Source organism: Bacteroidota bacterium, assembly GCA_020161395.1.
In the GTDB taxonomy this organism is placed as follows: domain Bacteria; phylum Bacteroidota; class Ignavibacteria; order Ignavibacteriales; family Ignavibacteriaceae; genus UTCHB3.
In genome coordinates this window covers 183,430-196,299 of record JAIUOE010000006.1, presented here as the reverse complement: position 1 = coordinate 196,299, position 12,870 = coordinate 183,430, and the positions used below count along the sequence as shown (strand labels likewise).

Annotated in this window: 13 protein-coding genes; 3 read left to right on the top strand and 10 right to left on the bottom strand. The window is 43.9% G+C overall.

Features of this window, described 5'->3' with window-relative positions; all coding sequences use genetic code 11:
* Positions 1–5: 5 nt before the first annotated feature.
* The 10 genes from folB to LCH52_11625 all read right to left on the bottom strand — a co-directional run bounded on the left by folB (position 6) and on the right by LCH52_11625 (position 10,746).
* A complete protein-coding gene (gene folB, locus LCH52_11670) occupies positions 6–416 on the bottom strand; it encodes a dihydroneopterin aldolase (protein MCA0389140.1) in 411 nt (136 codons plus the stop codon).
* Positions 413–1,318, bottom strand: a complete 906-nt coding sequence (locus LCH52_11665) for an EamA family transporter (protein ID MCA0389139.1) — start codon at positions 1,316–1,318, stop codon at positions 413–415. Before LCH52_11665 ends, folB begins: the two co-directional genes overlap by 4 nt.
* Entirely contained in the window at positions 1,318–2,055 is a 738-nt protein-coding gene (gene pgeF, locus LCH52_11660) for a peptidoglycan editing factor PgeF (GenBank protein ID MCA0389138.1), read from the bottom strand. The genes LCH52_11665 and pgeF overlap by 1 nt, the downstream gene beginning before the upstream one ends.
* A 27-nt stretch (positions 2,056–2,082) precedes the next feature.
* Positions 2,083–3,012: a DUF4340 domain-containing protein gene (locus LCH52_11655; GenBank protein ID MCA0389137.1), complete on the bottom strand. Its 930-nt coding sequence runs from the start codon at positions 3,010–3,012 to the stop codon at positions 2,083–2,085.
* Positions 3,012–4,541, bottom strand: coding sequence for a Gldg family protein (locus LCH52_11650; protein MCA0389136.1), 1,530 nt, complete (start codon positions 4,539–4,541; stop codon positions 3,012–3,014). The genes LCH52_11655 and LCH52_11650 overlap by 1 nt, the downstream gene beginning before the upstream one ends.
* On the bottom strand, positions 4,538–5,278 hold the full coding sequence (locus LCH52_11645; protein MCA0389135.1) for an ABC transporter permease: 741 nt from the start codon (positions 5,276–5,278) through the stop codon (positions 4,538–4,540). Before LCH52_11645 ends, LCH52_11650 begins: the two co-directional genes overlap by 4 nt.
* A 1-nt stretch (position 5,279) precedes the next feature.
* The gene (locus LCH52_11640; protein ID MCA0389134.1) at positions 5,280–6,206 is read right to left on the bottom strand and encodes an ATP-binding cassette domain-containing protein; all 927 of its coding nucleotides are present in this window, start codon (positions 6,204–6,206) and stop codon (positions 5,280–5,282) included.
* A 52-nt stretch (positions 6,207–6,258) separates the two neighbouring features.
* A complete protein-coding gene (locus LCH52_11635; protein MCA0389133.1) occupies positions 6,259–6,981 on the bottom strand; it encodes a hypothetical protein in 723 nt (240 codons plus the stop codon).
* A gap of 188 nt (positions 6,982–7,169) precedes the next feature.
* Positions 7,170–8,357: a choice-of-anchor J domain-containing protein gene (locus LCH52_11630; GenBank protein MCA0389132.1), complete on the bottom strand. Its 1,188-nt coding sequence runs from the start codon at positions 8,355–8,357 to the stop codon at positions 7,170–7,172.
* A 238-nt stretch (positions 8,358–8,595) separates the two neighbouring features.
* The gene (locus LCH52_11625; GenBank protein ID MCA0389131.1) at positions 8,596–10,746 is read right to left on the bottom strand and encodes a choice-of-anchor J domain-containing protein; all 2,151 of its coding nucleotides are present in this window, start codon (positions 10,744–10,746) and stop codon (positions 8,596–8,598) included.
* A gap of 375 nt (positions 10,747–11,121) precedes the next feature.
* Here LCH52_11625 and LCH52_11620 point away from each other — a divergent pair, with 375 nt between their 5' ends.
* The 3 genes from LCH52_11620 to LCH52_11610 are packed head-to-tail and all read left to right on the top strand — an operon-like array spanning position 11,122 to position 12,735.
* Entirely contained in the window at positions 11,122–12,162 is a 1,041-nt protein-coding gene (locus LCH52_11620; GenBank protein MCA0389130.1) for a deoxyhypusine synthase, read from the top strand.
* 2 nt (positions 12,163–12,164) lie between these two features.
* Positions 12,165–12,356, top strand: coding sequence for a hypothetical protein (locus LCH52_11615; protein MCA0389129.1), 192 nt, complete (start codon positions 12,165–12,167; stop codon positions 12,354–12,356).
* Positions 12,298–12,735, top strand: a complete 438-nt coding sequence (locus LCH52_11610; protein MCA0389128.1) for a nucleotidyltransferase — start codon at positions 12,298–12,300, stop codon at positions 12,733–12,735. The genes LCH52_11615 and LCH52_11610 overlap by 59 nt, the downstream gene beginning before the upstream one ends.
* Positions 12,736–12,870: the final 135 nt, after the last annotated feature.

Here is a 12,870-nt window from a genome sequence, read left to right as displayed (position 1 = left end):
ATTCATCACCCTTGTGTGGAACCGGTCAATTTCTGGAGTGAAGCAAAAAACTCAGGTCTGGTTGTGTCTATCTCCACTTCTACCGAGTCGACTACCCCGCCAATTGGAGGATTGTTCTTCCTGACTCTGACTATCAGTCTCTCAAGATTATCATATTTCTCAAAGAGCAACTCGCAGATTTTATAAGAAACCGTTTCAATAAGGTAGCTTTTCTTTGCCTGTGCAATGCTCAGGAGATAGTTGTAGACCGTCTCGTAGTTGATGGTTTTATGGAGATCGTCAGATACTCCGGCTGCTGCAAAATTTATGTACATGTCGATATCGGCTTCAAATTTCCCGCCGACACGCTGCTCCTCTTTCATTACTCCATGATATGCGTAAAAAGAGGCTTTTTTTATTCTTATAATGTTGATCATTTTAAAGTAAGTTTTCTTTTTCTGATGAGTTCTGACTGGGAGAGGAGCAAACCGGCAAGCACGAGAACACTCCCCGTAAGATGGTTGAATGTGAGTTTCTCTCCATACACCAGACCTCCAAGAATCAGAGCAATAATTGGTGTGATGAATGCGATAAGCGACATCAGGAGCACACTGACTTTCTTCAAAAGCCAGTAATATATTGTGAAAGTCACTATGGATCCGAAGATGCCAAGGAAAATCACAGAACCAATACCTGCAAGGTCAAATCTGTTCTTCGATACCTCTTCAAACAAAAATGAGCTGATAATAAAACCTGCCGATGCCACCGCCATGGGAACGAGGTTCATCGACAAAGGATGAAGATGACTCCCCTCTTTTTTGATGAGAACGACAACAAATGATTGCACAATGGCACTCCCGAGAACAGCAGCCATGCCCGCCACTTCATAAAAATTGAGGTTGATCTTCAGACTGTCTGAAAAAATAACCACGATCCCAAGAAACCCTGTTATCATGCCGATCAGCTTCATTCTGCTGAATCGCTCATCCTGAAGACTGAAATGTGCAACAATGGCTACGCAAAAAGGATAGATCGCAAAAAGAACCGAAGCCAATCCCGAATTAATATACTGTTCGCCCCAGTAAACCAGACCAAAAGGCACAAGAAATGAGAAAAATCCCATTATCCAGTAGATTTTGATGGCAACTTTATCCCGGGCGAAAGGGATATTCCTGATTTTTACAACTGCATATATTACCGTGGAGGCTACCAGAAATCGCAATCCGGCGGACATGAAGGGGGTTAGAGACTCCATGCCGATCTTTATTACCAGCCATGTCGATCCCCAAATAAGGCAGATAGCCACATAACTTAAAATAACGGAGGGTGTTATTTTCATCAGATTGATTTCAAAGCGATGATACCGGACGCCCTGCCTGATTTCGCACCGGCGCGTCTGTAGCTGTGAAAAAGGTTGCCGTATTTATATGAACAAAGCTTCGACAACTGAATGTTGCTTCTTGGAATTCCGGCATGGATGAGCATGTCATAGTTTGCTCTCGGTACATTCAGCAGGTATTTCTCACCGCGGGGTATCAGGTATCTCTCATCAAAAAGCTCGGCAACTTCCTCTCCAACTTCATAATGAGCCTGTGAAATTGAAGGGGCGATGTAGCAATAGAGATCTTTCGCCCGGGAGCCCATTCCGTTTTTCATCGTGTTGATGGTTTTGGTAACAATTTTAAGTGAGGTGCCCCTCCAGCCGGAATGAATACCTGCCACGAGATGCTGCCTTTTGTCATAAACAAAAACCGCCGGGCAGTCAGCAGAACTGATCAGTATTCCGATCTCAGGTTTGTCGGTAATCATTGCGTCGCTTTCGCCCTTCATTCCTCCCTCGGTAATAAACCTTATGGTATCACCGTGTACCTGCTTCTGGGTCGCACAGTTTTCCGGTTTTATTTCGAGGCTCTCAAGCCAGCGCTTTCTGTTTGAGAGAACCCTTTTTTCATCATCCCCAACGGATAACGACTGATTGAAAAAATAGGGTGCCTCAGCTCCATCGTCGATGATGGTGCTGAATCCGCAAATAATGTTGTCGAATCCGGCAAAAATACCGGGTTTCAGAGTAACCATAACCTGCTCCTTTCGTATCCAAAATTGTTATTTAAGGTTCTTCAATCCGGGAAAAACCTTTCTGTATAAACCATCCTCACCACTCCTGAAGAATGTCCCAGGATTCAATGTGGTGACAATCAGAGTGTCATTCTTTACTTTCCAGGCTTCAATTCCGAAGTATCGTCCTGAAACGGTCTTCACATCCACTTTAGCAAACGGCTTCTCTCCTTCATCCGGAGAAAAGTTATTCACAAAATCATTTCCTTCGAGCCTGGCAAATGTAGTCAAATATTCCGTTATCCGGGCAGAGTCAAGTTTTTTTCCTTCAACTTCCCAGTCGGTTACATTTCTTTTCATCAAAAAATCTTCGTCTCCGGAAAGCTTTATCTCCTGCCACGATTCAACCCCTCCAAATGTAAGCGCCCTGTCACGATAGAGCGACACATCTGAATTAAACATCATATCCAGGAATCCGGAAACCAGATACACATCGTTTGAACCCGCAGCCTTCACATAAGTACCCATCTCCTGGGGTGACAGCATTTCACTTCGTCCGATTGACACTTCGAAAATGTTTTCTTCACCCGAAAAAAGCCTCACAATGGTAGCTCCGGTATCGAGACCGTATTTCTTGAGATCCTCAATACTACGGGAAACAAGATTTATTATTTTCATTCCTGAAAGGAGTCCAATCATTCCCTCAATTCTCTGAGAGGAAGCCTGAACCGGCTTGTCGTTAAGCAGCCTGGCAGTTATCGACCAGGCACCCGCCTTTTTTGTAAATAGTACTTCGCCGTTTCCCCCTTTAGGGAGCATCTTTATCATCGTTACCCTGGCTGTATCAAACGACGGAAAGCCGGATCCCAAATCACCTTTACCACCTCCAAAACTCTTGATCAGCAGTACCAAAACCGTTACTAATAAGATGGTACCAAGGACAATGTAAAGTTTCTTTGCAGATTTGGCGAAAAGCATTACTCCTTCGCCCCTTCTTCTGTTTCGACCCAGGACTCATCTTCGAGGCTCTCTCTTAATGTCTTCCTCTTGCTGTACCTGTATAACCCGAACATTATGGAAAGAATGACCGGAGCAAGGAAATTGAGGTACTTTATGATCACCTTGGCTCCATCACCAATATTCGGATCGATGGGTCTTTGGGTCACATTTTTATTTCGAAGTTGTGCGAGTCCTGAATCATCGGTAAGATACTCAACCATATTGGCTACGAAATTGATGTTGTCTGCCTGTAGATTTTGTGCATCATTTCCTTCGCCATTCACTACAAGATCGCCATCCGAAATAACAAGGAATTTACCGCCAGTGTTGCTCTTAACCGATTCTGCCAAAACAGCAACAATCACTTTGGAAATTCTGAATTCTGCAGCCGACCATTCCCTGTTGAGATCGACTTTCATCGGCACCTGTTCGAGTCCTGAGCGGTCGGAGGTAACAGCGAGCGGAGTGAACCTGAAACCTTTTCCGGCGATGGTGTCGATGCTGGAAGGGAACATCATTGTCACACCTTCGAGACCCTTTAACGGTGATATTGGTGCGAATGTGGTTATAACAGGGAAAAGCGGGAACTTTACCGGGGTCTGAAAAACAACTCCCGCTGATTGCTGAGAGACCATAATGGAAGCACAACTGTAGTCGAAGACCAGATCATGTTTAATAGAGATTCCCTTTTCTTTGTAAAAATCTTCGAGTCCGGTCGCAAGTTTTGTTACCTCGCCTGACTGCTGATTGAAACTGGTGGTATTAAGCGCGGCTACAATTTTCCCACCTCCTGCTGCAAACTTCTCCAGCATCTCGAGATGGGGAGCAGGGAATGTATCTTTCGGAGCCACAATCAGAATGGTTTTCACCTGAGCGGGTATAGCAAGCGAATCTGAAAAATTGACAGGAACGACATCCATCGTAACCGTAAGTGCCTGCATCAGTTGAGCAATCGCCTGAAAAGAAGGCTCACCGTGCCCCTGAAGATAGCCAACGGTCGATTTCCCGGTGGCAGACATTTTCTTTATTGCCGTCGTCAGTGCAAATTCCATCGATGTACCGGGTTGAATCAGCGGAATCACTTCCTTCTGAGTACCGTATTTTACAACAGCCCCGAGGTAAATTCTCTGCTGCTTTACCTGATCTTTTTCACGAACATCAAGAATAGCGGGAGTAATCCCCTCCTGAGTCGCCTGCTGCCCGTCACCGGGGTCCTCAATTTTGTAAATAAAGTTGGCACCGGCAAGGTTTGAATATTCGGAAAGAATATCCCGGAAATCCTCTCTGGTTTTGTCGATATCAGGTGGAAGATCCTTCGAAATCCATGCAGTAACCGTTACCGGCTGTTTAAGTTCTCCGAGTGTCTTTTTTGTGGCATCACTTAATGTGTATTGCCCGTCCGCTGTAAAATCGAATCTTAAATAAAAGAACCAGGAGAGAATATTAACGAGAACAACAACTCCCAGTACAGAATAAATAATGGTGTAAAATGTCTTTTTAGAAATCATTTTTCTCTCTCCCTGTCAACAATATTCCGTTTTGAGAGGGAAGCACTCGCAAGAAAAAGCCCTGAAAATGTAACGGTGAGGAAGTAAACGATATCCCTTGTGTCGATCACTCCCCGGGAAATCGAATCATAGTGACCCGTCATGCTCAGGTAGTTGACTATCACGCCGGTAGCTCCGCTCATCTGCTGCGAGACCACATCAAATATCAGAACAAAGAAGATTCCTGCGAGCAGCGAACCAATAAATGCAATTATCTGATTGTCCGTCAGACTGCTGACAAATATTCCGATTCCGGCAAGTGCGGAACTCATCAGCAGCAGACCCAGATACCCCATGATCGTTGCTCCGTGATCCACATTTCCCAGCACCCAAACAGAAAAGTAATATGGAACCGTGAGCAGCAATGCAGTGGCAACAAGGGCAACCACCGAAAGATACTTCCCGGCTATCACCTGCCAGTCAGTAACCGGTTTGGTGAGGAGAAGTTCAAGGGTACCCGTCTTCTTTTCTTCCGAAATGGTTCGCATGGTCAGTGCCGGCACGAAAAGAAAGAGTATCCAGTAGGATGCCGTAAAAAAGGATTTTAACGAAGCCTGACCCGTAAAAAACACATCCGACCCATAAATCCAGGTAAAAAAACCGCTGAATCCAAGGAAAACGACGAGCAATACATAAGCGATCAGCGAATCGAAAAAGAGAATTGTCTCCCGTTTGGCGATTGTCCAAATTATTTTCATATCAGATAGTCGTCAATTCTTTAAATATGTCTTCAAGTTTAGTTTCTATCGGTGTCATCTCAAGTATCGTCCAGCCGTTTTTAACCGCGAGACCAAAGACCGACCTGTTGATGTTTTCAGAACTCCCCGAGATAATAAATGTGCCGTTTGTAATTTGAGAGGTTACGGTTGTCACACCTACAATTTTTTCGAGTGCTGAGACAGTTCCTGCAGGGTCCTGATATCCTTCCAGCCTGACACGAAGTGTGGCTTCCCCGCTTGATGCCCTTTTCAAATCCTCGGGAGATCCGTCAGCAACAATTTTTCCTTCATTAATAATAAGTATTCTGTCACTGATCGCTTCCACCTCGGGGAGGATGTGCGTAGAAAGGATCACTGTCTTCTCTTTCCCCGCCTCTTTTATCAGATTTCTAATCTCGATAATTTGATTTGGATCAAGACCTGTGGTGGGTTCATCGAGAATGAGTATCTGCGGATCGTGGATTAAAGCCTGTGCCAGACCCACCCGCTGCCTGTAACCTTTTGAGAGTTCACCAATCTTTTTGTGCTTTTCGCGGTCAAGTCCGCAAACGATGACCATCTCCTTTATTCTGGCAGGGATTTTACTCTTTGGCACCTGTTGAAGTTCGGCTACATATCCAAGATAATCGGTAACAAACATGTCGTGGTAGAGTGGATTGTTTTCGGGAAGGTAGCCGGTTATCCGTTTCACCGCTTCGGGGTCTTCCCAGACAGGAATACCATTGATCGAAATGGTGCCTGCATCAGGTGCGAGGAATCCGGTAATCATCTTCATGGTGGTGGTTTTTCCTGCACCGTTAGGTCCCAGAAATCCAACTATCTCTCCGGTCTTAACCTCAAAAGAGATATCATCTACCGCAGCCTGATCACCGTAGAGTCTGGTTACATTCTCTAATTTTATGCTCATGGTTCGAAATAATTAAAAAAATGACAAACCTAAATTTAGCTAAATCGAACTTTTAAAACAGACCGAACTTGAAACTTTTTAACATCGCCATAAAAACGGGGCGGTATTTGCGGAAAGTATCCTCTCCCTTCACTCTGAAAGTGAGGATATAGTCTTCTGAGGATTTTGTTCTGAGGTAAATTTCAAACTTCACTTCCCCCTCCGTAACCTCTTCTTTGTTGTAGAAGGCAGTGTACGAATCGAGTTCTTCCTTCGTCTTGTAACGGGATTCACGGAAAAGATATTTGTCGGTCACCTTCAACTGGACCCAGGGAGAATTGGGCACATTCGGATTCCAGAATGTTACAGCGTCAAGTTTCGACCTCTCATTGTTGTCGAGAAAAGCCCACCCAGCCGAATATTTTATTTTTACATTCAGCGTACTCTCTTTGTATTCCAGAGTAACAAGGGATGAATCAACCGAATCAAATGCACCGGCAATCAATCCTTTGGGAGCTGCAGGAGGTGGTGGCTGACTTTGGTCCTGCTTCCTGACAACGGCGTTATCATCTTTAGGCACAGGTTTTGTCTCCGGTTTGTCCATCGGGAGTTCAGGCGGGGTGTCTGACTGCTCAGTATCGTCAAAAACCATGTTAAGTGTGTTCAACGAGCCATACTTCGGGGCAGAACTGAATCTCGAAACAACAACTGCCGCTGCTACAACCAGGAGATGAATCGCAAGCGAAATTGCCAATGCACGCGGGAAAAAACTTCTTTCACTAATTATAACTTCCATGATGGCTATTTTACTGCCTGACCGGAAATATGTTTCAAAAAATCACCGTAAATCATCCCGAAATTAACAAATAACCTGAATATAAAACACTATAAAAAAAAAGCTGCCCGTTTCTGAGCAGCTTTTTTAATTATTAGGTATTAGGTATCAGGCATTATTTTTCAAACCTCAAACTTCAAACTTCAAACTTATTTAAGTAAGAGCATTTTCTTTGTTGCAGTAAACTTGCTGCCATCCACACCTGAGGCCTCGATTGTGTAGAAATAAATACCGCTGTTTAAGCCTGCAGCATTGAAGTCTGCTTTGTAGTTGCCTGTAGCATAGTTGCCGTTAAGGATGGTTCTTACTTCCTGACCGAGAGCATCGAAGAGTCTGAGGCTTACTTTGGCATCAGCTTTCAGGGTGAACTCAATCGAGGTGGAAGGATTGAACGGATTCGGGAAATTCTGAGCAAGATTGTATGATGCAGGGGCATTCACATCAGTTTCAATGGCGTTTGAGTAAACAAATTTACCGTCAAAATCGATCTGTTTCAATCTGTATGAGTATTTGCCGGAGTTGAGACCTGCATCGGTATATGAATACTGTTTGCTGCCGGTCGAGGTTCCGTTTCCATTGATGAAAGCAACGGTTGCGTATTCGGTATTCGCTGCTTTTCTCTCAATTTCAAAGCCCATGTTGTTTGTCTCTGTAGCGGTTGTCCACTGAAGAACAACACTGTTTTGAACTGAGTTTGCGGTAAAGGAAACAAGTTCCACGGGAACAACAGGAGTACCGGCCTGTACATCATCCATGTTGAAACCGTTACCATCGGTGTTACGGTGTTTGAACGCTATATAGATGTTCTGGCCTGCAAAAGCATTCAACGAAGCTGCCTGTCTTGTCCATGCATTTAACAACCCGTTTGCCACATCGTATGAAACGAGGGTGGTTGTGAAGCTTGTGAGATTTGCATCAGTAGTTGAAACCATAATGAAAAGACTGTCCGGCGGATAAGCAGTGCTGTATTGTCTTCTTATCCAGAATGAAAGTGAATCACCGGCAGTTACCATAAATCTTGGACTGATCAGCCATTTTTCGTTGGCAGGAGTCGAGTAGTCAGCCAGTGCAGAGGCATTTCCTGTGTAGAAGAAGCCATATTCCCTGCCCCAGGTTACTGTTCCGAGAGTGGTTGTAGCTGTCCATCCCGGAGGAGGGAACAATGTGTCCTCAAAGCCTTCATTTAAGTAGGCTAATGTCTGTTCCGTGTGATACCCTGCGGTCAACGCGTTATCAGCCGGATTGGGCTTAAAAATTTTTGTATCTTTTGAGTTTTGTGCATTCACTGAAGAAGCAACCAGCAAAAGAAACGCTGCAAACAGAAAGAACTGTCTCATTTTGACCTCTTTGTTGTTATTGATGGATGGTTTTATTGAATAAACCGTTACAAACTGATCAATATTGGTAATGGAAGTTACACTTTTCCAATGAAATAAACTATGAAGATGGAAATAAATATTTAAATATTTTAACTGTATATAAAAAAAGCTGCCCCGCAAACAGGACAGCTTTTTAAATTATCAGGTTTTAGGTATTAGGTATTATTTTTCATACTTCATACCTCAAACTTCAAACTTACTTCATAAGGATCATTTTCCTTGTTGCAGTAAATTTGCTGCCGTCAACACCTGAAGCATCTATTGTATAGAAATAAACACCGCTGTTCAAGCCGGCTGCGTTGAAATCTATTTTGTAGTTGCCTGTGGTGAAGTTACCGTTAAGAATGGTTCTTACTTCCTGACCGAGAGCATCGAACAATCTCATTGAAACTTTAGCATCTGATTTCAGAGCAAATTCAATTGAGGTTGAAGGATTGAACGGGTTAGGATAGTTCTGAGCAAGATTGTATTCTGATGGAATGTTTACATCAGCTTCAACAGTATTCGAGTATTCTGATGAACCGTCGAAATCAACTTGTCTGAGTCTGTAGGTATATTTTCCGGAAGCAAGACCTGCATCGGTAAATGCATATTCTTTTCTTTCGGTTGTTGTACCATTACCGCCGACAAATCCGACTTTTTCGAATGAACCGTTGGCTGCCTGTCTCTCAACTTCGAAGCCCATGTTGTTGGTTTCGGTAGCTGTTGACCAGAGAAGTGTAACATTGTTTTTGAGAACAGTTGCCATGAAAGAAGTTAATTCAACAGGAACTGCCTGAACTGATCCAACGATTTTGAAAGGCATTCCCTGTGGATAGCCTGATGTAGCACCAACAGCGGAATCTCTCAATGAAATCCATGTACCGGCTTGTCTTGCATATGCATTACCTGTAGCAAGTGTGCCAATGATCGAGATTGGAGGAGCCCAAGGTCCTGAAGCGAGAGTTCCTGCCAATGACCACATAACCCAGTAGTTTCCGGGACCCAATACAACAGGGGCACCTGCGAGAACGCCCATTATTGGTCTGGTATTGCCGGTTGGGGCAGCAATGGTTGCACGGTATGCGCCAGTCCATGAAGCACCGACAAATCTTTCAGTTGTTTCGTCACCGAATACAATCTGGCTTGTTGGGAGGTCAGGTCTTCCGTTATAGATCACAACTCTTGCTCCGTTGTAGGTCGGTGTAAGGGTTGAACCTGTCTGATACGAGAAAAATTTAAATGCATCTATTGCCCATGTCTGGTTTGCCGGCACATCGAAATCGTCCGTAACCCAGTTATTAGCCGAAATCTGTGAGCCATAGCCCAGAATGTTCAACTCAGCCTGGAGACCTGACAAATCGGCACCACCAAAACCGCCACCCGGGTTGGTAACGAGTGGACCATTGTCATATATGTAGGAAACAACAAGAGCTGTGCGCGACAATGTGTCATTTGCAGGATTCTGATCACCGGCAAGTTGTGTGTATGCCTTGGCATTAAACGAGCCTTGTGATGCAGTCCATGAATCGAATGTAACATTCGCTGTCTGATCAGCAGCAAGATCTGTAACAGTCTTTGTCGATGTATAACCACCGGGGTTGATTGTCATCGTAACATTGAATGTCTGGGTAGCCGAGCCAAAGTTCTTTACTGTTGCAGTAGGAGTGTAAGGTCCTGCATTCAATTCGCCACCAACATTATGTGAAACCATACCAACATCATTTGGCACGCCTGTTTCAACATAAACGCTGTCAACATAAAGTCTTAACTGATCAAGTTCTTTATACTGGAAAGCGAGGTAAATTGTTTGTCCGGCATAAGCTGAAAGTGACACTTCAAATCTCTGGGCAGGAGCTGCGAGAGGTCTGAAAGCTGCAATTCTTGTATAGCCTGCGGGTGGAACACCACCGGTGGTCGATACATGAATTATCACGGAATCAGTGAAAGAGGATGAGCCGACTGCATAAAAATTCAGTTTATCGGCTGCGACTGCCTGGAATGATGGTGTAACAAGCCAGTCATCATTTGCCAGAGAAGCAGATTCCCATCTCACTGCAGCGGAAGCTGTTCCAAATGGAGGTGAAGTGGTATAACGAAGCCATGTATTGGCTCCGCCATCAAGCTGATGAACAGCCCAACCGGTTGGAGGGAATGTGGCTCCTTCGAAACCTTCCGACCATTTAATAATGCCGGTTGTTTTGTGAGGGGTACCCGTTCCGTCAGAAACAGGATAGCCCATCATATCGAGTCTTTCCTTTTCTGCCTGTGTGTAGGTTCTGCCAGTGTTATTCTTGTCAGCCGTCTGCGACCACGCAACACCCGCTATAAAGAATACGGTGAATACAACAAGGAAAATTTGTTTCATTTGTTGCCTCTAATTGATTGTTGATGATGAGTTGTTTAGATATTTCTTAATCTTGCTGCCCCGGAAGGCCTTATCCGCCCGCCGGCCTGTCTTTTCTGATTTAAGGAACATCAAACCCGATTCCTGCCGGGTCGTTCCATATCCTGATCCAATGATAGAGATCACAATATGGATCGGCAAATTAAGTATATTTTTTTTCAATAACAATATCTTTTGACAAATTTTTTAATTTTTTTTTGTTTGTTTACCAATTGTTCTCTATTTTTTAATAAATTTATCTTTGAGCCCCAAATCAATTGGAAATTTCTCTTTTTATTACTTTATTGTGTGTTAGTTTTTTTTATTTATCACCCCTAATGAAAGGAGTCACAATAAATGCCCCAAAAGTCAGATTACTTGAAAGGTGTTATTGAACATATTGACATTAAAGAACATAATGTTGCCCCATTGGTTGACGCAATGGAGAAAATGGCGTTTCAGGCGAGAAACCTGAACAGAGCTGCAAGAATTTATGATATGATGCTCCGTGACAAAGATTGCACCGTAATCCTCACTTTGGCAGGGTCTTTATTTTCCGCCGGACTCAAAAAAGTCGTCTATGACATGGTTATGAACAACATGGTTGACGCAATCGTCTCCACCGGCGCCAACATGGTGGATCAGGATTTCTTTGAAGCCCTCGGTTTCAAGCACTATATCGGAACCCCGTTTGTAAACGACGCCGAACTTAGGGACCTCGCCATCGACAGAATTTATGATACATACATTGATGAAGACGAACTCAGAATCTGTGACGAAACCACAGCAAAGATTTTCGATTCCATGGAACCGGGTGCGTACTCCTCGAGAGAATTCCTTAAGGAATTTGGAAAATATCTCGATGAAACCGGTCCAAAATGTGACGACAGCATTATTTATGCATGCTACAAGAAAAATGTACCGATTTTCGTTCCTGCATTCAGTGACTGTTCCGCAGGTTTCGGTTTCGTTATGCACCAGACAAAAAATCCCGGATCGCATGTTTCCCTCGATGCTGCAAAAGATTTTCTTGAACTGACAAAGATCAAGATCGCCAGCGGTGAATCGGGTATCTACATGATCGGCGGCGGAGTACCTAAAAACTTCACACAGGATATCGTTGTTGCTGCAGAAATACTCGAAGGCGATGCACCAATGCACAAGTATGCAATTCAGGTTACCGTTGCCGACGAAAGAGATGGAGCCCTCTCAGGAAGTACCCTGAAAGAAGCAAGCTCATGGGGCAAGGTCGACCTCGTTTACGAACAGATGGTTTATTCCGAGGCTACCCTTGCCATGCCTCTGATCTCGGGCTATGCTTATCACAAAGGCGCTCACCTCGGAAGAGAAGCTAAAGAATTCACCAAAGTTCTCGAACAGGAATCTGTTACTGCGTAATAATGATAGAAAAAGCAGTCACAAAAAAGAAGCTCACTGACAAGAACGATGACCGTTCCTACTGGATGAATCAGTCACCCCAGGCAAGGATGGATCATCTCGAGCAATTACGAACAGAATATATTTTGTGGAAATATGGCACTTACCCAAGACTTCAAAGAGTTTATTCAATTATTAAACGAAAAGTCCGTTAAGTACCTCCTTGTTGGCGGCTATGCTGTTGGATTTTATGGAAATCCGAGATTTACTAAAGATCTCGATTTATGGCTGGAATGCAGCAAAGAAAATGCCGAAAAAATTGAGGAAGTATTGAAAGAATTCGGCTTTGGAAGTCTTGGGTTAACTCGTGATGATTTTCTTGACCCCGATGGAATCATTCAATTGGGATATCCTCCTGCGAGAATAGATTTGATCATGGGAGCATCCGGGGTTAATTTTGAAGATTGTTTCCCCAAACGAGAAACTGTTTTACTGGATGGCGTCACGGTGAACCTGATCAATCTTGAAGATTTGAAAATGAATAAAAAAGCTTCAGGAAGATATCAGGATTTGGCTGATTTGGAAAATCTTTAGCAGGCGCTCACCTCGGAAGAGAAGCTAAAGAATTCACCAAAGTTCTCGAACAGGAATCTGTTACTGCGTAAAGCATATGAGCAATTAAAAAAAAGCCCGGCAATTTTCACTGTCGGGCTTTTTTGTTACACATCC